Below are 21,390 nucleotides of genomic sequence, written 5' to 3'. Positions count from 1 at the left end.
AGCGGTGGACATCGGTCCACAGCTCCCCGCGAGCTAGCGATATGACGATGCCGCCTCGATCTCACCGCGGAACGCGCGGATCTCGGCGAGCATCGAGAGAGGCGCGCTGCCCCGACACCGAGAGTACGGTGCCCCGCCGGAGGAGCCGGCGGGGCACAGCGATCACTCGACCCGTGGGGCCTCGGGCGCTGGAGCCCCGCTCGTGCGACGTCGAGTCACGAGGAAGACGGCCGTTCCCAGGAGTACGAACGTCAACGCGGCCAACAACGAGGTCCACACGACGTCGCCACCGGTGACCGCGAGCGGCGGCGGAGTCGGCGACTCGTGCGAGGTGCAGAGTCCACTGCCTTCCGCGCAGATCGGTTCTTCACCGGTGACGGCGATCACGTTGCCGAGAACGTGGTCACCCTGGCGATCGTAAGCGGCCACCGTCACGGCATAGGTCACCGTCACGGTCTCCCCCGACGGGATCGCGCCGACGACGCGGATGGTGTCGCCCTCGACCGTCGCCGAGACCGCGTCGCTCGAGGATTCCGGCTGCCGCGTCAGAGTGGCGTCGTCGAGGACGTCGGCCATGTGATCGGTGTAGTCAATCGCGGCGTCGGCGGCATCCTCATTGGTCGAGACGTTGTCGAACGTGAGGGTGTAGGTCACCGTCGCGCCCTGCGCGATCGCGGTGCCCGACTCCGGATCGCTCGACTTCCACGGCACCACGTTCGAGACGTGGTTGACGGTGCAGTCGGCGCGTTCGCCGTCCGCGGGAGCACACTCGGTCGGCGGCTCCTCGCCCGCGTCGACGAGGACGTTGCCGAGGCGGTCGTCCCCGCGTGCACCGTCTTCTTTCACGGTGACCGTGTAGGACACCGTGACGATCTGGCCGGCGGCGAGGGTTCCGGTGACCGCGAAGCGGCCACCGGCGATCTCCGACACGGCCAGCGCGTCATCGGACGGCACGGGGGCCGTCGTCACGGTCGCGTCGTCGAGCACCTGCGTCAACACGTCCTCGCGGTCCACGTCCACGGGCGCCTCTCCGATGTTCTCGAAGTGGAGCGTGTACGTGACCTCCTGGCCGGCGCGGACCGTTCCGCCCGAGGCGGGGTCCACCGTCTTCCAGTCGTCGAGCTCGCCGATGGGGTGCGTCGTCGTGGGGGGCTCGAACGGGTCGCATCCGGCCTCGTCCTCCAGGCACAGGTACGGCGGGACGTCGGGCGACAGGACGTTGCGCGCCTGGTTGTCGCCGCGGTCACCGTCGGCGCGGATCGTGACGGCGTATGTGACCGTCACCGTCTCACCCGCGCCGATGGTGCCCGTGACGCGGATCGACTGGCTCGCGGGATCGAAGACGGCGCTCACGGCACCGGCGTGGGCGCCGTCCACGACGGGAGTGGAGGTCAGGTCGGCATCGTCGAGGACGCCCGAGAGGCCGTCCGTCGAATCCACCGTGCCCGGCGCCCTGCCGTCGTTGGTCCACGACAGCGTGTACGTCACCACGTCACCCGCAGCGACGCCCGCCCCGGACTCGGGGTCGGAGGCCTTGGCCGGGGTCACGTGCGGCAGCAGGATCTCGACCGGCGGAAGCGGGGGATCGCAGATCACGCCGTCGGCGCACACGGGCGAGGCGGCGTTCACGAGGTCGTGGTCGCCGCGGTTCGTGACCGTCACCGTGTAGGTGATCGTCACGGTCTCGCCGACCGCCACCGGTCCCGACCACCGTAGGACGGGCGAGGAGAAGGTCGGAGCCGGCACGGCGCTGCCGTCCGAGGCGATCGCCTCGGCGTCACCGTTGTACCCGGCGTCGTCGAGCACGTCGGTCATGTCGTCGACCATGCCAGCGGGGATCTCCGCGGTGTAGTCCGCCGCACCGTCGTTCGTCACCGTCACGATGTAGGTCACCGTGTCGCCGGTGGCGACCTCGGTCACCGGGTCGGCGGTCTTCGTGACCGCGACGTGGCGGATCGGGTTCTCGGTGCCGGGGCAACCGAGCGGCGGGCAGGTGCGGTCACCGAGGCTGAGCACGTTGCCGAGGACGTGGTTCGCCTGGTCGGCGTACGCGTCCACCAGCACGGTGTAGGTCACGGTGAGGGTCCGCCCGACGGGCACGCTTCCCGTGATCGCGAGCTCGTCGCCCGTGAGGACCGCGGTGAGACCCGCGTCGGCGGAGGGCGTCCCCGTCAGGGCGGCGTCGTCGAGCACATCCGAGAGGTCGTCGAGGTGGTCGACCGCGGCCGGCACGCGCCCCGTGTTCTGGAACGTGAGGGTGTATGTCACGCTCTCGCCCTGATCGACGGCGGTGCCGTCGGCCGGGTCGACCGTCTTCCCGATCACGAGAGCGGCGGCCGGGACCTGTACCGACGAGCAATTCGCGGCGGGGTCGACGGCCTCGGCCTCGGGGACGCACGCCGTGTTCAGCAGGAGGTGGTCGCCGTCCTCCGCGTCCGCGTCGTAGACCACGGTGTAGGAGATGACGATCGACTCCCCGACACCGAGGGGTCCGGACCAGGTCACCTGTTCGGCGTCCTCATTGAAGACGGCACCGTCGGCGGGGGCGAGGATCTCGCCGAATGAGGCGTCGTCCAGGACGTCGGGCAGGTCGTCCTCCATCGACGCGGGCGCACCCTCGGTGTAGACGCCAGGGCCCTGGTTGGTGACGGTCACCGTGTACGTCACCTCTCCCCCGTCGGCCGGGAGCTCCGTCACGTCGGAGGCCTTCGCGATCGTGAGCTTGGGCAGCTCGTTCTCGACGACGGCGCAGGCCTCGCCCGTGACGGGGTCGGTCCCGTCCGCGGTGCGCGGCTCGCACTCCGGCACCTGAGTGGGCGGCACGCCCGGGTCCGGCGGAGTGACGGGCTGCCAGGCGACGTTCCGCAGGGCGCCGTCCCCACCCGGGGTCAGCGTGACCGTGTAGGTGATGCTCACCGTCTCGCCCGCGGCGAGCGCACCCGACCAGGAGAGGAACGAGGGAGCGATGAAGACGGGGGCCGAGGCGTCGGACCCGTCGGAGATCACCGCCGCCGCGTTGCCGTCGTAGTCGGCGTCGTCGAGTACTCCGGCCAGGCTGTCGAGCACGACGGCGGGGTTCCGGTCCGTGTAGTCGCCCGTTCCCGCGTTCGTCGCCGTGACGGTGTAGCGGATGACGTCACCGGGACGGCTGTCCGCGGTCATGTTCGAGGTCTTCTCGACGTCGAGGTCGGGCTCGAGCACCGTCACCGGGTAGTCCTCGACCTCACCGCCGGCAGCGGTGCCCGTGGGCTGCGGATCGGCGACGGGCTCCGCGTAAAGCCGGAAGCGCGCATACGTGTCCGCCGTCGTGGAGCCCGGCGGGAAGGTGAGGGTGTAGTCCGCCGTTCCCGAGTTCGCGGGCACCGTGACGATCACACGCTCGGCGGGGTCGAAGACCCCGTTGCCGTCCAGATCGATCCAGCCGGCGAGGGTCGCCTCCGAGTCGGAGTCGTTCGTGGCGGACACGGTCACGCTGGCCGGCTCGTCGACGGTGATCTCGATGGGGCCGGAGATCCCGTCTTCGTCATCGGTCCCCGCGGCGTCGTCGCCGTCGGCGTCGCCGGTCGGCTGGCCGTCGGCCTCCGTGTCGCGCTCGGTGCCGAGGGTCGGGCCGGAGGCGATGTGGCCGGCGCCATTGCTCGCGATCGTGGTTCCGTAGGAGTCGGGGGCGTCACCGAATTCGCACACCGGCGAGAAGCCGACGTCGTCGATCGCGAGATCGTTGCCGTTGCCGCCGGGGCCGTTGTTCGCGACCTCGAGACGGACGGTCGACTGGGTGGCCTCGAACTGCAGCCCGTAGCGCTCCCACACCAGCGAGGGCTCGTTCGAGATGTCGCCTGTCTCACCCTCGGCGAGGACGGTGTCCGTCGCGGGGTCGACGACGCGGAATGCGACGTTCGGCAGCGTCGGCGATCCAGCGTTGTTGGCGTTGGTGATCCACGCGGAGAAGTCGTAGTCCGCGCCCGGGACGAGCTGGGTGAACGTCCGTTGGAAGAAGATGCCCTCGTCGAGGCTCGCGTTGATCAGCATCATCCGGCCGTCGGTGTCGTCCGTGTGGTCGAGTCCCGTGTGCCACCAGCTCCCGAAGGTTCCCGGAAGGCTCGACGGCAGGCCGTACTCGCCGTCCTGGACGACCCCGTCCTGACCGGGCTGCCGACCCTCGTAGATGTAGGTCGTCTGACCCGCCGGGAGGGGAGCACCGTATCCGGTGCCGGTGCCGAAGGTCTCGACGAAGGGCTCGACGCAGGAGATCGGCACGAGGGTCGCGACCTGGGCGAGGTGGTCCTCGACCTCGCCGTCCGAGGCACCGACCCTGGAGCGCTCGTCGACCGGCGTCGCGGTGTCGTCCGCGAGCGCATCGGTCGTCAGACGGAGGCGGAGGACGGGCGTCGACCCGTCGACCAGGGCGGAGAGGCCGGAGAAGGCGAGCTGCACGCTCGTCGCGCCGTCCGGCACCGCGACCGTGGCGGACTCGGACGCCTGGAAGACGCCGTCGCCGTTCGCGTCGATCCAGCCGTAGAGGGTCGCGGTCGTTCCGGTCGAGTTGGTCACGGGCACGGTGATCTCGGCCGCGGTCGCCCCGGGGTTGAGGACGACCGGCGTCGAGAACGCGTCCTCGTCGTCGATCCCCGTGGTGTCGTCGCCGTCGGCACCCGCGGTCGGCTGACCGTCCGCTTCCGCGTCGAGCTCGGTCCCGATCGTCAGGCCGGCCCCGATGACGTGGCTCGCGCCATTCGCCCCGGTGGTGCCGAAGCTCGCGGGGGCGTCACCGAAGTCGAACTGGGTCCCGGGGACCTCGACGGCCGCCGACTCGTCGACGGGCACGGAGGTCCAGTCGTCGATGACGCGGACGTCTCCCCAGCCGTTGAGCGAGGCGCAACCGGCCGGGGTCCACGAGTGCACACCGCCCGTGCTGTTGACGCCCGTGCGAGCGTCGAGCGGATTCGGCCGCGTGCCGCACGTGCCGGCCGTCGAGAGGCCCGAGTCGTTCCAGCGCAGGGTGCGGTCGCCCGCCCCGACGCCGTTGAGGCGCGTGACCTGCACGCCGCCGCCGCGGACCTCGACGTCCGTCTGGGTGAAGTGGATCTCGCCGGTCTGGGCGATCGACACCCGCACGGCCATGTCCTGGCCCGCCGGCACCGGGTTTCCGTCGGCGTCGCGTCCGTCGAACCGTACGGCGCCGGACCCGTCGATCGCGGAGCCGGGCAGACGCACGTCGTAGGTGCCGTCGTCGTCCGTGTCGATCTCCACGACGAGCTGCCCGGTGAAGTTCTCGACGTCGAACTCGATCTCACCCGCGCGCGTGCGGGCGTCGTCCGGGGTGAACGAGACGTTCGTGATCGACGGCGTCGGGGCCACGGCGGGCTTGAGCCAGTCCGTCTGGCCGTTGAAGAGGGTCGCCGTGGCGGGCAGGTCCGCCGCGGGGGCTTCGAAGAAGATCTTGTACGGGTCGCCGCACTCGCGGAACCCGGCGCTCGATCGGGTCGTGTCGGCCCCATCGATGCTTGCATACGCCGAGGTGCACGTGCCGTTGTAGCGGATGCCCGTCGCGTCGGCGTAGATCACCGAGTCCACGCCGTTGTAGTCGGTGTAGTCGGCGCGGTAGGTGTAGCCGAGCTCGCTCTGGTACCAGAGCGACATGTCGGTGGAGGCGGCGAGCGTCGCACCCTGGAACATCGTGTACCGCTCGGAGTAGACGCGCCCCGGGATGGTGGTGGTGCCGCGCTGGACGTTGATCGTCCACAGGTAGTAGTCGGCGGTCGACACGGAGACGTCGAACGTGATCGCCCAAACGCCGGGCGTCGCCGACGTCAGATTGGCGAACGTGCAGGCGGTGTTGGGGGCGTCGGTGGTCTGCTTGGTGCAGCTCTGCGTGATGCCTCCCGGGCCCCGGACGGTGACCGTGATGGGGGAGGCGCCCGCGAGCGAAGCGGATTTCAGGAACTGGACGTCGAGGTTCTCGCCCGCTCCGACGTAGGCGTAGAACGTGTTGTCCTGCCGGATGTAGGAGTCGCCCGGCGTCTCGGCTGCGGCTGCAGGTGCGCTCGGCACGACTGACGCGAGCACTCCCGCTACGAGCGCCGTCGTCACGAGAGCGACCGCGCTTCTGCGCGGCCGCATGACGATGTCTCGACGCGAGTCCGATCGTCCGTGGCGGCCGACTGCTTGCGCGAGTCTCGTGACGATCCCAGACAGACGACTCATCGAGCCCAACCTTCGTGTTGTAGTACGTAGCGAGGCGCAGACGCAGCCCGTCTCGCACCCCCCCGCCTCTCGGGCGACCACTCTTCCTATCAGCGAGTTCTCGGGGAGAAGGAGACGTCACCCCCCCCTTTCACCCCCCGTTCCACCCACGCGACAAGCGCAATCGGGTCTCGGACCGCGGCGGTCCTGTGCCGTCACGGCGCTTCCTGTCGGACCCCGCCCGGACGAGGACCGAGCGCGGAACCGCTCGGCGCGGGGAACCGACGCGTTCGATAGCGTGGTGACCGAAGGCGGGGGCGACACCGGCGCAGGCCGGCGCGCGGCATCGTGACCGCTGGGGTGACCGAGATCCAGGATCTCCCCGGGGTCACCTCGGTGATCTCCGAGCTCGAGCAGCGCATCCGGACACGGTCGGTCATGCGTCGGCATCTCCTGGGAACGGAGAACGGAAAGCCGGTGGGTGAGATCACCGTGGCTGTGGGTTACAGCATCGGCGCCGCAGTCGAGGAGCAGCGGGCCCGTGCGCACGCCATCGCGTCGTCCGCTGAGTCTCCGTCCCGGAGCGGTGGGGCTATCTGTGGTGACCCCACCGCTCAGGGCAGCTCCTACAGGGTGCTGGCGAAGGGATCGAAGTCGACCGGGACCGACGGAACCGGCGCGGAGATCGAGCTGTCCACGGTGACGAACTCGCCGCTCGCCACCGACTCCTGCGCCGAGAGCATGACATCGAGCACGTGGAAGCCGAGTTCCCCGGTGGCGACGTGCGGACGACCCTCGGAGATCGCGCGCACCATGTCGAGCAGCCCGAGACCACGACCGACGACGGTGCCCTTCTGCTCGATCTCGATCCACTCCTGCTCGCCCCAGTCGCCGTCGGCGAGCGACGTCCGAGCCCGGACGTAGGCGCTGCGCCCCTCGAACTGGTTCGGGTCGGGCACGATGAGCGAGCCCTCCGTGCCGTGGACCTCGAAGACGCCGTGGCGTTCGAGCGCCGAATCGAAGCTCAGGAGGCTCGACGCCTGCTGGCCCGCCGCGAACGACGTGAGCACCTGCAGCGACGTCGGCACCTCGACGGGGAAGGTCGTCCCCGCGTCGGGTCCCGAATGGATCTCGCGCACCTCGGCTTTCTTCCGCCCGAGCGCCGCGACCCGGTCGACCGGACCGAAGAGGCTCACGAGTCCGCTGAAGTAGTACGGTCCCATGTCCAGCAACGGGCCAGCGCCCTCGGCGAAGAGGAAGGCGGGGCTCGGGTGCCAGAGGTCGGGTCCGATGGTCTGGAAGGTCGTCGTCGCGAACATCGGTTCGCCGATGAGACCCTCCTGGAGGGCACGCTTCGCCGACTGGAATCCCGGTCCCAGGATCGTGTCGGGGGCCGAGCCCACGCGGAGCCCCTTCGACGCCGCGTCCGCCAGCAATCGCGCTCCACCCGCCCGGTCGAGGCCGAGGGGCTTCTCACTCCACACGTGCTTACCGGCGGCGATCGCGGCGGAGGAGATCTCGAGGTGCGCAGCGGGGATCGTCAGGTTCACGACGACCTGCACGTCGTCGTTGCCGAGCACGTCCGCAGCGGAACCCCATGCGGGCACGCCGTGCTTCTCCGCCTGGCTCTTCGCCCGCTCCTCGATGAGGTCGCCCACGATCACGACGCTCACGTCCGGGAAGGACCGGAGGTTCTCGAGGTAGGTGTCGCTGATGACTCCGGCGCCGATGACGCCGACTCCGACGGGTCCGCTCATGCCGCGTACCCACCCTTCACGAGGAAGTCGTAGCTCGCCTGGATGTCGGCGAACACGTCACCGGGGGCGTTGTCGTACTCGATGACGGCGTACTGGATGGCACCCTCACCCGCGGCGAGGGACGCGACGAGCGGAACGTCGCCCTCGCCCGGGCGGCGCTGGTCGAGCGTCTCCGACCCGAATGCCGCAGCGTCGGGGGCGAACGGGTTCTCCGCCGGCGCGATGCCGTCCTTCACGTGGACCGCGACGAGGCGCGAGCCGAGTTTCGACACGAGGTCCGGACCGTCCTGGCCCCCGGTGAGCGCCCAGAAGAGGTCGAGCTCGATGAGGACGCGCTCGTCCGTCGTCGCGACGAACCGCTCGAACGCCGTCTGGCCACCGAACGACGCGACGAATTCCTGCGCGTGGTTGTGGTAGCCGACGGAGAGTCCGAAGGTCGCGGCGACCTCGGCGGCCTTGTTGAGGCGGTCCGCGATGTCCGCGACACCGTCCTCCGTGAGCCAACGGTCGGCGGCGACGAACGGGTCGATGACCGTGGTCATGCCGAGCGTCGCGGCCGCCTCGAAGACGACCTCCGGAGCGGGAGTGGGGATGGAGCCGTCGGGCGTCCAGAGCTCGTCGGAGAGCAGCGGGGCGTGACCGGTCGGCGACGACAGGCCGCTCGCGTCGAGGGCCGCCCGGATCTCGGCGGGGCGACCGACGAAGTCGAACGCCTCGACGTTCTTCAGGCCGATGGCCGCGAGCTTGTCGAGCGAACCGTTCGGGTCCTCGGTGAACTCCTTGGCCAGCGTGTAGAGCTGGGCGGATGCGAGGGGAAGCGCCATGTGTGAATCACCTTTCGATCGGGGTCCGACGGGACCCCGCAACTAGCGGACCTTCTTGATGGGGAAAATGACGAGTGCTCCTACGATCGCAGCTACAGCGCAGACGGAGAACCAGAGGGCGTAATTGTTGCCGGTCGGGTCGCTCACGTAGACGAGGATTCCGCCGATGAGAGGCGCGATCGTCTGCGGGAGGGCGTTGGCGATGTTGAAGACGCCGAGGTCCTTGCCGGAGTTCTCCGGATCGGGCAGCACGTCGACGACGAGCGCGAGGTCGACGCCCACGTAGATGCCGAACGCGATGCCGAGCAGCGCCTCGAGCACGTAGAAGCCGCTCACGTCGTTCACGAAGATGAGGGCGAAGGTGCCGATCGCGAACAGCGCGGTCGAGCTCCAGACGAAGACCTTGCGGCGACCCAAGCGGTCCGAGAGCCAGCCGGCGAAATAGCTCGCGGCGATGAGGGCGATCGTGTAGATGAGCACGCTCGTCGTGATGACGGCAGGGATGTCCGCCTCCGGAACACCGATGTGGTTGAGGAGGTAGAAGAAGCGGAAGGTCGTGAAACCGAAGCTCGCGAACGTGATGAGGAACCGCGACCACCAGGCGAGCGCGTAGTCGGGATTCTTGCGGGGGCTGACCCAGAACGTCTCCGCCCAATCGCGCAGGGTGGCCCGAGGCGGCCGGACGGGCAGTCGACGGTCGGGCAGCACGACCACGAAGATCACCATGACGATGACCGCGAGAACGGCCGGTCCCACGAACATGATGACGAGCTGACCCACGAAGGCCTGCGCGACGTAGGTTCCGCCGAGGACGCCGATGTTCTGCGCGATGCCGAGCGACGCGGTGATCTTGCCGCGCTGGAACCTCGGTACCTGGTCGGCGATCGTCGCGATGAACGGCGCGAGGGCCATGTTCGCACCGAGCTGCGCGAGCGCCCAGCCGACGGTCGCCCAGAGGAGGTTGGGGGCGAGCGCCATGATGAGGAACGCGACGGTCATGATGACGGTTCCGGCGACGATCCAGATCCGTCGGCGGCCCCAGCGGCTCGTCGTGCGGTCGGACAGGCGCCCGAAGATGACGTTGGCGAGAGTGGCGAAGAGGGCGCCGACGCCGCCGAGCACGGCCGCCGCGCCGGTGGCGCCGTTCGCGGCGATCTCCCCCGCGTCGACGAGCGATTGGATCTTCAGGCCGATTCCGACGATCGCCGGGCCGAGGAGGGCGATGAAGAAGACCAGCTGCGCGATGAGCAGCCACGCGACGTAGCTGCGTCTCGCCGGTTCCGTCGGCTCATGGAACACCGCGTCGTTCTGCGCGGTAGCCGTGGCCACCGTCATGCCGGACGGCATCCCTGCGGCTGATCCACTCGATGTTGTCATTGCCGGTTCCTCTCACCCTTGAGACCTGGAGCACAGCGCCGGCGTTCGGATCTGAAAACCGATCACTGTGCGGGATCGAGTATGGAGTGAACGAACTGAATGCACAAGCATCAATTTCGTCGCATGACGGAAAAGGCCCGCGTGATCCGTCGGTCGGGGAGCAGGAGAGGCGAGCACCGCCGCGCACAATCCCCCGTCGGGCGGTCGAACCCGGGCGCTAGGGTCGAAGGCATGGCAGATTCCCTCGTCGTCAGCGTCCCCGATGCCCGCCTCGCGAACGCGGTGGGCGATCTCCCCGACTCGGTCGAACTCGTCGAGTGGGACTTCGAGGGGGCGCCGCCACGGTCGCGCATCGACCTCGTCGTGCCGCCGTACATGGGCGGGAGCAGTCGGCTCGGTCGGCTGGCGGAGGTCTCCAGCCGGCTCGTGCAGTCACAATCGATCGGGTACGACGGCGTCGACGAGCTCCTCCCCGAGGGCGTCACCTACGCCAACGCGAGCACCGTGCACGAGACGGCGACGGCGGAGCTCGCGCTCACCCTGGCCCTCGCCGCGCAGCGCGGTCTCCCGGAGTTCGTGCGGAACGCCGAGTCGGGCACGTGGAAGAGCCGGATGACCCCGGGCCTCGCCGACAAGAACGTCATGATCCTCGGCTATGGCGGCGTCGGTCGCGCGATCGAGGACCGCCTGCTGCCGTTCGAGACGACCGTCGTCCGGGTCGCCTCACGCCCTCGCACCGACGACCGCGGTGCCGTCCACGGTGTCGACGAGCTGCCGGAGCTGCTGCCCGAGGTCGACATCCTCATCATCGTGACGCCGCTCACCTCGAAGACGACCGGCCTCGTGAACGACGACGTGCTCTCAGCGCTCCCCGACGGCGCCCTCGTCGTGAACGTCGGCCGCGGACCGGTCGCCGACACCGACGCGCTCGTGCGCCACGCGACGGAGGGGCGCATCCGCCTGGCCCTCGACGTGACCGACCCGGAGCCGCTGCCCGAGGACCACCCGCTGTGGTCACTCCCGAACGTGCTCATCAGCCCCCACGTCGGCGGTGCGTCGGGCGCGATGCTCCCCCGCATGGTCGCACTCATTCGCCGCCAGATCGACCACCTCCTCGCGGACGAGGAACCGGAGAACATCGTCCTTCGGACCTGACGGGATGACCGACCCGCTGTTCCGGGTTCGAATCCCACCCACTAGGACAATGCGGCCGCCCGGTCGGGCGCGACCTCGTCATCGTCGAGGACACGGCGACGAAGAACGTGGCTCTCTCTCCACAGAAGATGGCCGCCGGTCCAGAGCAGCATGCCCGCGATCAAACAGAGGCAGGGGAAGAGGACGAGGAAGTCCAGCGCGGTGCCGATGGGCGGCGCGCCCGGCATGGCGGACCGCAGAGCGGGAAACGACAGCAGCGTCGCCGACAGCCAGATGACGTTCGAGAACTCCAACTGACGGCGCAGGATCGCACTGCCGATGGTCACCACGGCCATGAGAGTCGTGAGCAAAATGGCCAGAACGTAGAACATCACGAGGGTGATGGTCAGCACGTCCCGCGATCCATGGATCTGGATCGGATACAGCAGGCTCTCGTTGTCCTGATTCGCCTCCCCTCGGGCAGCGGTGAGCATCCACGGTCGAGCGGAATTCGACAGCTCGAGTTCGAACGCGACGGGACGGTCCGTATCGGTGTTCTCGACGGCGAGCTGGAAGTCGGCGAAGGGCTTGTCGAACGGGTAGTCGGAGTCGCCTCGTTCCAATGCGAGAGTGAGGGAGGTCGGGTCGACGATCGACTCGCCGGGCACGGCGACGACAGAGGTCGTCACACCGCCGCTGCGCACCTCGATGCGGAGGTTGGCGGCGATCTCGCCGGGCTCTGCACCCTCGAGCTCGCCGTGCGGAATGGGGAGCACGTTGGCCTGGATCACGCGATTGGTGAGGTCGACGTCTTGCGTCGACATCCGCAGCGTGAGGTAGTCATCGCTGCTCAGAGTGTTGTCGTCTCGCACCGCCACCTCGGTCGAGGTCTGCAGTACGCCCGAGAGTGCGACCACCGCGTAGTAGACGACGAGGAGCAGCGCGACGACGACGAGGATGATCGGGGCCGGATTGCGGCGGGTTCGGGGCGGCGTGGGTTCTGTCATGTCGGTACTCCCGGCTTGGTGGATGACGTACGCGTAGCCGCCGCCCGTCGCCGCTCCGTTTCGGACACTGTTGCGGCCAGAGCCAGCAGGAGCAGCGCGAGGAGTGGGACGAAGGCGTCGGGGAATGACGAGAGGTCGAGCGAGAAGGCGGACACCCAGTCGCTGGTGTCGCGGTCGAGGCTGACAGGTGTCGCTACCGTCATCGCGTTGTCCTGATCGGAGTCCGTCGACGAGACCTCGAACTGTTGGACGAGCCGGTCGGGAGCATTGAGAGCGTCCGGATAGACCCGGATGCGCACGTCGGCCGACTCCCCCGTATGCAGTGCGAACGAGCACGAGAACTCGGTGGCGCGCACCACACACGCGCCGGCATCGACATCCCCGAGCGTGACGTCGACGGAACGGTAGACCGCGCCGGCGGTCACCCGACCGGTGAAGGTGAGGGCGACGGTTGCACCGGTGGTATTGGGCCCGACGGTACCCCGCATCGTCGTCACCACGCCACGCGCGATGGACGTGGATCCGAAGCCGAGTGCCATCGATATGGCTTCATGGGTTCCGGCCGGAGCAGCCTCGGACGGTCCGGTCGGCGCGTCACGAGCCGGAACCGTCGGCGACGGTTGCACCGTCGGAGGAGGATGCTCCGTCGGGGGCGGTATCGGGGTGGGGACGGGCGCTTCGAAGACGACGTCGACGGCGAAGCCGCGACCGGACGCACTGTTCCCGAGAGCGTTCGTCGCAATGGGTGTCAAGACGTTCCGTCCTGCTGCGAGCGCGACTGTCGTGCAGGACCACGAGCCGGACGCGTTCGCGGTCGTCGTGCACACGGTCGTCCCGGATGCGTCCTCGACGGCCAGACGGGTACCGGGGTCGCTTCGCCCGGTGAGAGTGGGAGTGGTCGAGGTCGTCCGCGCGGGACCGGTGATCGTCGGCACAGCGGGCGGGGTGAGGTCGACGATGTAGGTGCTCGGCGCCGACGGGGGATAGAAGAAGCCGTGTGGATGCGTTTCAGTCGCCGTCAACAGGTGGGAACCCGATGACAGCGGGACGACCGGGACGCAGGACCACGAATGGTCGACCCTCACAGTCGCGGCGCAGACGATCCCGCCCGAGCGACCGTCGGTGACGGTGACGGTGTTTCCCGGTGACCCGGTCCCCACAATGGAGGGGGACACCTGGTTGGAGACGGAACCGTCACGAGGGGCCGTGAGGGTCGTAGCAGGCGCAGCCCACTCGATGATCGCGGTCCCGTCCGCGCCGGGCGCTCCGGCAGCGCCGGGGTGCGAGACCGCATCAATCACCCCTGGTCCGCCGACGTAGCCGGACCCTCCCCCTCCGCCGCTCGCCCCATTGGGCGACGGGGAGCCGACACCCCCGCCTCCGCCGTACCACCCGCCGCCGCCTCCGCCGCCGCCGGAGACGGCTGACCCTCCGGAGGCGCCGGTGAACCCGCTTCCACCGGCTCCGGGCGCGGTGGCGGTGCCGCCCGTCCCACCGGGGCCATCTCCCGGCGAACCGTCACCTCCGACCGGTCCGCCGCCGTCTCCACCGAACGCGTCGCCCGCTCCACGGCCACCGCCGCCTCCGGCGATGAGGACGGCGGCAGCGCGGACGAATGCCGAGTCGTTCGCCCACAGCCCCGTCAAGCCTCCACCGCCGTCACCGCACAAACCGTTGCCGGAGCCGCCGCCGGAGCATCCGCCGCCATCGCCTCCGCCCCCGTACCCGCCGTCGCCGGTGGCGAGGCCCTTACCGCCCACGGTTACCGAGAACACGCCACCGGCCGTCACCATCACGGTTCCGATCGTCCGCCCCCCGGTCGAGCCCGCGCCACCGGCACCGTCGAGGGTGACACGCATGCTCGTCACCCCTGGCGGAACGATGAACGACTGGGGACCGCCGGTGAACGTGAACCGAGCACAGTTGTTCATCCCCGGCGCATCCGTGATACACGCAGCGCCCTGGCCCTTCGCGTCCGCCGGCCCTGCGACGACGAGAGCCACGATCAGCGCGAACATGATCAGGATCGATCCGATGAGGCGACGTGGACGAAGCTCGCGCGCGGACACGCTCCGCCTCCGACGGTCAAACGTCGCGAACAGTCGACGGTCCGGTCCAATTCGGAGGACGAACCGTGACGCGAGGAGCCGGGGGCCTGTTCGTTCGTCGATGAGGCGGATCAGACCCTCGTTCTCCGCTTGCATGCGATCGATGCTCTGTGCATTCCTCTTCCTCAATCGCCGCGTGCACGCACCCGTTCCCGTGCTGCATTCCGCGTTTCCCCGTTCCTAACAGAGTGTTCACGACCGTCACAAGGGAGCACTCGACCGAACCACCCGCGACTCCACCCCGGTTGGGATGACTTGACAGCAGTCGAGAGACGATGTCATTTTTGATCAATAGATCTATTGATCAAGGACAGAGTTGACCATGGGCGCAGATTCAAACAGAGAGGACGACCTCGACCGTGCGTTCCTCGCCCTCGCCGACCCGATCCGCCGGCGCATCGTCGCGCGGCTGAGCCGGGGCCCGGCCACCGTCAACGAGCTCGCCGAACCGTTCGCGATCACGAAGCAAGCCGTCTCCCGGCACATCCAGGTACTCGAGACCGCCGGGATCGTGTCGCGCACACGCGACGCCCAACGACGCCCCGTGCACCTCGAGCCGGCGCGGCTCGAGGACCTCACCGCATGGATCGACCGGTACCGGCTCGCAAGCGAGCAGCGGTTCCGGTCGCTCGACGCCATCCTCAGCACCATCTCCTCCGACGCGACCGCGTCGACCGATCCGAGAGAACAGGAAGAACGATGACGAACTCACTCACCCTCTCCGTCCCCGAAGGCGTGCCCTTCATCGATTTCACGCGCGACTTCGACGCGCCCGTCGAGGCCGTCTTTCGAGCCCACCGAGACCCGGCCATCGTGGCGCAATGGCTCGGGCCGAACGGCTACGAGATGACCGTCGAGGAGTACGACTTCCGCACGGGCGGCCGCTACCGGTACGTCCACCACGACCCAAAAGGCGGCGACTACGGGTTCAACGGCGTCTTCCACGTCGTGCGCGAGAACGAGTTCGCCATCCAGACGTTCGAGTTCGAGGGGTTCCCCGACGTCGTGAGCATCGAGTCGCTGCGCTTCGAGGACCTCGGCGACGGGCGCACCCGCTTGAGCGGTCACGCCGTCTACCCGACGCAGGAGGCGCGCGACGGGATGGTCGAGAGCGGCATGGAGACCGGCATGAGCCAGGGCTACGAACGGCTCGAGTCCATCCTCGACGCGAGCTGAGGCCGGTCGTGGACTGGACCCTCGAGCTCGTCACCGTCCCGGTCGCCGACCTCGATCGGGCGATCGCCTTCTACCGCGATCAGGTCGGCTTCGCCCTCGACCACGAGATCCGGAACGACTGGATGGAGGCTGCGCAGCTCACGCCTCGCGGCTCGGGCTGCTCGATCCTGCTCGACGCCCGGCCGGGTGACGACAAGATGACCGCGGGCTCCGCGCGCGGTCTGCAACTCGTCGTCGCCGACGCGTACGCCGCGCGAGAGCAACTCGTGAGCCGCGACGTCGAAGCGGACGAGATCTCCGTCATCGACCCGCGCGACGGCGGGACCCTCTTCGGGTTCCGCGACCCCGATGGCAACGCCTGGGTCGTTCAGCAGATCGCCGCTCGCGCGGAGAAGCCGCTCCTCCCGCGCGACTGAGCGGACGGAGACGATGCTCGGGCACCTGGTCAGACCAGGTGCCCGAGCATTGCCCTATCCACCCCCTCGACACTGCATCCGGGGACACGAATCAGCCGTGACAACTTGTCACTGCGTCGCGGAACTCGCCGTCCTTCATGCGCTCTTTCACGGCCTCGGTGAAGGAAGCCGTCGGAACGACGGCGACCTCTACGAGGTCGGACTCCGGCATCCGTTCCTCGGAACTGCACGCGCTGACGACGGTCCAGGTGTCGTCGCTCAGTCCCTCGCGGTACGTCGCCTCCAACCCGACCACCAGAGATATGTCCTGAATCGACAGCGCGGCGTCTTCCGGCACTGCGGTCCGCGCGCTCTCCAGTGAGGTTCCGAGCAGTTCGCTCGCCACGTGAGAGTCACCGGAGCCAGAGCTCGAGCACGCCACGAGGACAAGCAGACTCGCACCGACTGTGAACGCCCGGACCGCGTTGCTCAGAGTCACGCGCAATGAATCCGGGTCGAACTGGGGTTGAACGCGTACAGATACGGGCTTGTCTGTGCTTTGACAAGAACCGCGTCCACGTAAGTGACCTTCTTGGCCTTGTACTTCCAGTAGTCCCCCACCGCCCAGGCCTTCCAAACCGAACCCTTCTTCATCCCAGGGGAGGTACATGAGACGCTCGTCGAGACGCTCTTACCACTACTGATGCCCAGACTCGACGCGGCGACCGACCGCGTGAGACCGAGCGACAGGCTGATAGTCCTGTCGGCTGTCTTGCCTCGTGAGATAGTGCACGTACCGCCGTCACGTCCGATCGAGCAACTTCCGATCGGCTTGGAGGATCGCGTCGACGAACTCAACTTCAGCTTGTTCGTGACCGTCGTCGCCTCCCACAACTGTTGCGTGTGCTGCCTGTCGTCTGCGTGGGCTGAGGCGCCAACGGCGACCGGAGCGATCATTCCGATTGCAACCGCAATAGCAAGGCCGATAGGTCTTTTCACGATGTTCCCCCTTGATGAGCGCCCGATGATCGTTCTGAGTGCGAGTGTTTGGCGACCTCAAAACGCCGATCCCCCGACCGGAGCGAGCGTGCATCCGACACTACTGATGGGCCCGTGTTCAGCGCAGTAGGCCGTTTGGTGGACGCCAGAGGAAGACCATGACGACGACAACCGACGTGTTACGCTGTGGTCTGACCATTATGGTCTGACCACAGCGTCGGGCCGTCGACCGAGCGAGGGGGCCCATGACCGACGACACGCGCGCGTGGCAGACGGTGCTCCGATCGGTCGAAGCGGACCTGCTCGCGGGTGTCCTCAAGCCGGGTGACCGCCTCCCCGGCGAACGCGCCCTCGCGACCGACCTCGGCGTCGGGCGGTCGAGCGTGCGGGAGGCGCTCCGCGTCCTCGAGGTCCTCGGGCTCATCCGCACCGCGACCGGCTCCGGCCCGTCGTCCGGCGCGATCATCGTGTCGACACCGCGCGGCGGCATGTCCGCCCTTCTCCGCCTGCAGGTCGCCGCCTCCGGATTCCGAGTCGCCGACATCGTCGACACCCGGCTCGTGCTCGAGACGTCCGTCGCGGCGACCCTCGCCGCGCGCGCGGCGGCCGGCGCGCCACTCGAGCTGACCGAGGCGGAAGCGCTCCTCGACGCCATGGAGGACGCCGCCCTCTCGCCCCCCGAGTTCCTCGCACTCGACGCACGCTTCCACGCGAGCCTCGCGGAGGCCGCGGGGAACCAGGTCGTCGTCGCGACGATGGCGGGACTGCGCGACTCGATCGAGGGCTACGTCGTCGCCGGCGTCCCGAACCTGCCCTCGTGGCCCGACGCCGTCGCCCGTCTCATGCGCGAGCACCGCGACATCCTCGCGGCGGTGCACGCGGGCGATCCGACGCGGGCGCGCGACGCCGTCCACGACCACATCGCGGGCTACTACGCCGCGACGGGGCTCTCCGAGTCCGCGTCCGCCCCGACTCCGAGCACCGACAGCACGACTCCCACCCCGACGGAAGGACCGATCGCATGATCGAGAGACGCATCCCCACGTGGCACGACTTCGCGCCGCTCATGCAGTTCAAGAGGCCGGAGCTCGACCCGAAGAAGCGTCGCCTCGACTCGGCCCTCACGATCGAGGACCTGCGCATCATCGCGAAGCGACGGACCCCGAAGGCCGCCTTCGACTACACCGAGGGCGCAGCGGAAGGCGAGATCAGCCTCGCCCGCGCGCGCCAGGCGTTCAGCGACATCGAGTTCCACCCCTCGATCCTCCGCGACGTCTCGCGCGTCGACACGAGCGTGGAGGTCCTCGGCGGCCGCTCGGCGCTCCCGTTCGGCATCGCTCCCACCGGGTTCACCCGCATGATGCAGACGGAGGGCGAGCGCGCGGGTGCGACCGCGGCCGGAGCCGCCGGCATCCCGTTCTCGCTCTCCACGATGGGCACGACGTCGATCGAGGACGTGAAGGCTGTGAACCCCGACGGGCGCAACTGGTTCCAGCTCTACATGTGGAAGGACCGCGACCGCTCGATGGCGCTCGTCGACCGCGCCGCGAAGGCCGGCTTCGACACGCTGCTCGTGACGGTCGACGTCCCCGTCGCGGGAGCCCGCCTCCGCGACAAGAGGAACGGCTTCTCGATCCCGCCGCAGCTCACGCCCGCGACCGTCGTGAACGCGATCCCGCGGCCGGCGTGGTGGATCAACTTCCTCACGACGGAGGCGCTGTCGTTCGCGACCCTCGACCGCTGGTCCGGCACGGTCGCCGAACTGCTCGACACGATGTTCGACCCGACCGTGAACTTCGACGACCTCGCGTGGATCAAGGCGCAGTGGCCGGGCAAGCTCGTCGTCAAGGGCGTCCAGAATGTGAGCGACGCGAAGCGCCTCGCCGACATGGGCGTCGACGGGATCGTGCTGTCCAACCACGGCGGGCGCCAACTCGACCGGGCACCGATCCCGTTCCACCTCCTGCCGAAGGTCGTCGCCGAGGTCGGGAATGACACCGAGGTCCACATCGACACGGGCATCATGAACGGCGCCGACATCGTCGCGTCGCTCGCGCTCGGCGCGACGTTCACGCTCATCGGCCGCGCCTACCTCTACGGACTCATGGCCGGCGGCCGCGAGGGCGTCGACCGTACGATCGGGATCCTGCGCGGCGAGATCGAGCGCACGATGCGCCTGCTCGGCGTCACGGAGGTGGCCGAGCTCGAGCCCGGTCACGTGACACAGCTCGCGCGCCTCGTGCCGCTCTCTGCGGCCGTCACGCACGCAGCCGCGCGCTGAGGGCGCTCGCTCGACGGGGTGAAGCACGAGGACGACGCGCGCCGCTGTCGCGCGCGCCGATCGCCCCGAGCGCATAGAGTCCAGGACTAGAGCCAGGTCTTCCGTGCGCCTCGCCTCGGCTCCACTGCGCACCCCTCTTCGACGTGATGGGCTGAACCGATGCCAGCACAAGAGCCCGCCCGACCGCCGGAGTTCCCGGCCCGAGCCGATGGTCGCCCGACGATCTCGGTCGTGATCCCGACCCTCAACGAGGCGAAGACGATCGGCCGATGCCTCGAGGCTCTGCAGCACGGGGACCTCGCAGAGGAGATCATCGTCGTCGACAACGGCAGCGATGACGACACCGTCGCGATCGCGCTGCGTTTCCCCCGCGTCCGCGTCATCGCCGAACCCCGACGCGGCATCAGCTTCGCGCGGCTCACGGGCTTCGACGCCGCGAGGGGCGACGTCATCGCCCGCATCGACGCGGACTCCGTCGTCCGATCCGACTGGGTCGACCGTCTCCGTTGCCTGTTCGCGGCGGACGGGGTCGACGCGGTGGGCGGGGTCGACGCGGTGGGCGGCGGTGCCGCGATCGGTGAGCTCTCGCCCGGACGGATGTTCTGGTTCGGCTGGTGGTACCGCTGGTTCCGTGGCTGGCACCAGCGCAGCATCGGTGTCCGCCCCATGCTCTACGGGTTCAACAGCGCCTTCCGACGCCGGGCGTGGGAGCGCGCCCGGCACCTCGTCGAGACCGACGACCAGGAGGTCAGCGAGGACGTCGACGTCACGATCGCCCTCCTCCGCACCGGTCACCGCCTCCAGCACGCGCCGACGCTCATGGTGAAAGCCCGGCTCTTCCGCTCGATCGACCGGGAGAAGCTCGCCCGCTACTACCGCACCGACAGCCTCACGCTGACCCGCCACGGGTACGGCAACCCGCGTCGCTGGGTCGGCGCACCCGCGACGGGCGAGGTGGCTTCATCCCTCGTCACGCCGCCCGCCCCGGTGTCGTCGGCTGATCCCGACCGGGTGCGGAGAGGGACCGCGTGAGCACGACCACCGCAACGCCCTCGTCTCGCGCGCCCTGGTACCGCTCGTTCCGGTTCTGGACGAGTGCGATCACGGCCGTCATCGTCGGGATCATCGTCTGGAGCGCCTGGCCGACGGTCGTGGACGCGGCCGAGAGCCTGCGCCGCGTGAACCTCTGGATCCTCGCCCTCCTCCTACCCGTGCAGCTCGCGAGCTTCGCGGCCACGGGAGAGGTGTTGTTCTCGTTCCTGCGCTCGCAGGGGGAGATGCGGAAGGTGCACCCGCTCACCGCCATGCGGATGTCCCTCGAGTTCAACTTCGCGAACCACGTGCTGCCGGCCGGCGGATCCGCCGGTCTCGCCTACTCCACGTGGAAGCTGAACACGCTCGGGGTCCGAGCGAGCCGTGGCACCTTCGCCCAGCTGGCCCGCTTCGCCGTGACGTTCGCCTCCTTCCTCCTGCTGCTCATCGTCGCCGCCGTGTGGCTCGTCGTCTCGGGCCACTCCGACCCGGGCGTGCTGCTGCTCGCCGGCGTGATCGGCGGTCTCGCCGTCGTCATCACGATCGCGGGCGTCGTCCTCCTCCGTCGGCGGCGGATGCTTCACCGCTTCGCCGGGCTCGTCGCGAGGACGCTCCGACTCGTCGCCCGACTCCTGCGACGCCCACCCGCCGCCGACACCGTCGCCCTCGTCCGCTTCTTCGACGGGCTCCACCTGGAGCTGCGCAGCCTCCTCGCGCGCCCGCGCGCCCTGTTGGCACCGTTCGCGTGGTCTCTCGCCGTGAATCTGTTCGACGCCGGACTGTTCTGGGTCGCACTCGCGGCGTTCGGTCTCACTCCCGACCTCGCCGTCGTCTTCGTGGCGTACGGCGTCGCGACCGTCGCGAGCATGGTCATCCTCACCCCCAACGGCGTCGGTGGATACGAAGTCGCCATGGTGGGAGTGCTCGTGACCGGAGGCGTGGATCCGGAGATCGCGATCGCCGCTGTCGTCCTCGCGCGGGTCATCCTCCTCCTCGGCACGGTCGCATTCGGCTGGCTCTTCTACCAGCACAGCATCTCGACGGCGGGCGCACCGCGCCTCGATCGCGAGCACTCCGCCTGACCGCCGTCCCACCCGTCGCCCACAGGGCCCGAGCC

General features: G+C 69.1%; 15 protein-coding genes. 8 read left to right on the top strand and 7 right to left on the bottom strand.

Translation table 11 applies throughout. The features are described from left to right. Positions 1-162: 162 nt before the first annotated feature. The 4 genes from ELQ90_RS02145 to ELQ90_RS02130 form a co-directional block, all read right to left on the bottom strand. Positions 163-6,120, bottom strand: a complete 5,958-nt coding sequence (locus ELQ90_RS02145) for a DUF7927 domain-containing protein (RefSeq protein WP_128493610.1) — start codon at positions 6,118-6,120, stop codon at positions 163-165. A gap of 689 nt (positions 6,121-6,809) precedes the next feature. Then, positions 6,810-7,940, bottom strand: a complete 1,131-nt coding sequence (locus tag ELQ90_RS02140; RefSeq protein WP_128493609.1) for a Gfo/Idh/MocA family protein — start codon at positions 7,938-7,940, stop codon at positions 6,810-6,812. Continuing rightward, positions 7,937-8,764: a sugar phosphate isomerase/epimerase family protein gene (locus ELQ90_RS02135; RefSeq protein ID WP_128493608.1), complete on the bottom strand. Its 828-nt coding sequence runs from the start codon at positions 8,762-8,764 to the stop codon at positions 7,937-7,939. Before ELQ90_RS02135 ends, ELQ90_RS02140 begins: the two co-directional genes overlap by 4 nt. A 42-nt stretch (positions 8,765-8,806) precedes the next feature. Next, entirely contained in the window at positions 8,807-10,141 is a 1,335-nt protein-coding gene (locus ELQ90_RS02130; protein WP_208020544.1) for an MFS transporter, read from the bottom strand. A 231-nt stretch (positions 10,142-10,372) separates the two neighbouring features. Between ELQ90_RS02130 and ELQ90_RS02125 the strand changes: the two genes are divergently transcribed. Continuing rightward, positions 10,373-11,296, top strand: a complete 924-nt coding sequence (locus ELQ90_RS02125; protein ID WP_128493607.1) for a 2-hydroxyacid dehydrogenase — start codon at positions 10,373-10,375, stop codon at positions 11,294-11,296. Between the two features lie 41 nt (positions 11,297-11,337). Here the strand turns inward: ELQ90_RS02125 and ELQ90_RS02120 are convergent, their stop codons facing one another. Both ELQ90_RS02120 and ELQ90_RS02115 read right to left on the bottom strand, forming a co-directional pair. After that, positions 11,338-12,282 carry a DUF4436 family protein gene (locus tag ELQ90_RS02120; RefSeq protein WP_128493606.1) on the bottom strand — a complete coding sequence of 315 codons (945 nt, stop codon included), beginning with the start codon at positions 12,280-12,282 and terminating at the stop codon, positions 11,338-11,340. Further along, complete coding sequence (locus ELQ90_RS02115; RefSeq protein WP_166408774.1) at positions 12,279-14,351, bottom strand: Ig-like domain-containing protein; 2,073 nt, start codon at positions 14,349-14,351, stop codon at positions 12,279-12,281. Before ELQ90_RS02115 ends, ELQ90_RS02120 begins: the two co-directional genes overlap by 4 nt. A 361-nt stretch (positions 14,352-14,712) precedes the next feature. Here ELQ90_RS02115 and ELQ90_RS02110 point away from each other — a divergent pair, with 361 nt between their 5' ends. Genes ELQ90_RS02110 through ELQ90_RS02100 form a run of 3 tightly spaced genes read left to right on the top strand, consistent with a single transcriptional unit; the run spans position 14,713 to position 15,982 of the window. Then, positions 14,713-15,093 (top strand): ArsR/SmtB family transcription factor, encoded by a 381-nt coding sequence (locus ELQ90_RS02110; RefSeq protein ID WP_128493604.1) that lies wholly within the window; start codon positions 14,713-14,715, stop codon positions 15,091-15,093. Continuing rightward, positions 15,090-15,566: an SRPBCC family protein gene (locus ELQ90_RS02105; RefSeq protein ID WP_128493603.1), complete on the top strand. Its 477-nt coding sequence runs from the start codon at positions 15,090-15,092 to the stop codon at positions 15,564-15,566. The genes ELQ90_RS02110 and ELQ90_RS02105 overlap by 4 nt, the downstream gene beginning before the upstream one ends. Positions 15,567-15,574: 8 nt before the next feature. Further along, a complete protein-coding gene (locus tag ELQ90_RS02100; RefSeq protein WP_128493602.1) occupies positions 15,575-15,982 on the top strand; it encodes a VOC family protein in 408 nt (135 codons plus the stop codon). Between the two features lie 91 nt (positions 15,983-16,073). Here ELQ90_RS02100 and ELQ90_RS02095 read toward each other — a convergent pair whose 3' ends face one another. Further along, complete coding sequence (locus ELQ90_RS02095; protein WP_128493601.1) at positions 16,074-16,460, bottom strand: hypothetical protein; 387 nt, start codon at positions 16,458-16,460, stop codon at positions 16,074-16,076. A gap of 745 nt (positions 16,461-17,205) precedes the next feature. On the opposite strand from ELQ90_RS02095, the gene ELQ90_RS02090 reads away from it, so the two are divergent. The 4 genes from ELQ90_RS02090 to ELQ90_RS02075 all read left to right on the top strand — a co-directional run bounded on the left by ELQ90_RS02090 (position 17,206) and on the right by ELQ90_RS02075 (position 21,355). Next, positions 17,206-17,985, top strand: a complete 780-nt coding sequence (locus ELQ90_RS02090; RefSeq protein WP_128493600.1) for a FadR/GntR family transcriptional regulator — start codon at positions 17,206-17,208, stop codon at positions 17,983-17,985. Beyond that, on the top strand, positions 17,982-19,241 hold the full coding sequence (locus tag ELQ90_RS02085; RefSeq protein ID WP_128493599.1) for an alpha-hydroxy acid oxidase: 1,260 nt from the start codon (positions 17,982-17,984) through the stop codon (positions 19,239-19,241). Before ELQ90_RS02090 ends, ELQ90_RS02085 begins: the two co-directional genes overlap by 4 nt. Positions 19,242-19,400: 159 nt before the next feature. Next, entirely contained in the window at positions 19,401-20,273 is an 873-nt protein-coding gene (locus ELQ90_RS02080) for a glycosyltransferase family 2 protein (protein WP_128493598.1), read from the top strand. Continuing rightward, positions 20,270-21,355, top strand: coding sequence for a lysylphosphatidylglycerol synthase transmembrane domain-containing protein (locus ELQ90_RS02075; RefSeq protein ID WP_128493597.1), 1,086 nt, complete (start codon positions 20,270-20,272; stop codon positions 21,353-21,355). The genes ELQ90_RS02080 and ELQ90_RS02075 overlap by 4 nt, the downstream gene beginning before the upstream one ends. Positions 21,356-21,390: the final 35 nt, after the last annotated feature.

This window comes from Labedella phragmitis, from assembly GCF_004078635.1.
GTDB classification, from domain to species: Bacteria; Actinomycetota; Actinomycetes; order Actinomycetales; family Microbacteriaceae; genus Labedella; species Labedella phragmitis.
This window is presented reverse-complemented; position numbering and strand designations above follow the sequence as displayed.

What these genes read in the sequence shown, in the direction of transcription:
- ELQ90_RS02145 (WP_128493610.1), bottom strand. Translation starts at nt 6,120, where the DNA reads ATGCGGCCGCGCAGAAGCGCGGTCGCTCTCGTGACGACGGCGCTCGTA.
- ELQ90_RS02140 (WP_128493609.1), bottom strand. Translation starts at nt 7,940, where the DNA reads ATGAGCGGACCCGTCGGAGTCGGCGTCATCGGCGCCGGAGTCATCAGC.
- ELQ90_RS02135 (WP_128493608.1), bottom strand. Translation starts at nt 8,764, where the DNA reads ATGGCGCTTCCCCTCGCATCCGCCCAGCTCTACACGCTGGCCAAGGAG.
- ELQ90_RS02130 (WP_208020544.1), bottom strand. Translation starts at nt 10,141, where the DNA reads ATGACAACATCGAGTGGATCAGCCGCAGGGATGCCGTCCGGCATGACG.
- ELQ90_RS02125 (WP_128493607.1), top strand. Translation starts at nt 10,373, where the DNA reads ATGGCAGATTCCCTCGTCGTCAGCGTCCCCGATGCCCGCCTCGCGAAC.
- ELQ90_RS02120 (WP_128493606.1), bottom strand. Translation starts at nt 12,282, where the DNA reads ATGACAGAACCCACGCCGCCCCGAACCCGCCGCAATCCGGCCCCGATC.
- ELQ90_RS02110 (WP_128493604.1), top strand. Translation starts at nt 14,713, where the DNA reads ATGGGCGCAGATTCAAACAGAGAGGACGACCTCGACCGTGCGTTCCTC.
- ELQ90_RS02105 (WP_128493603.1), top strand. Translation starts at nt 15,090, where the DNA reads ATGACGAACTCACTCACCCTCTCCGTCCCCGAAGGCGTGCCCTTCATC.
- ELQ90_RS02090 (WP_128493600.1), top strand. Translation starts at nt 17,206, where the DNA reads ATGACCGACGACACGCGCGCGTGGCAGACGGTGCTCCGATCGGTCGAA.
- ELQ90_RS02085 (WP_128493599.1), top strand. Translation starts at nt 17,982, where the DNA reads ATGATCGAGAGACGCATCCCCACGTGGCACGACTTCGCGCCGCTCATG.
- ELQ90_RS02080 (WP_128493598.1), top strand. Translation starts at nt 19,401, where the DNA reads ATGCCAGCACAAGAGCCCGCCCGACCGCCGGAGTTCCCGGCCCGAGCC.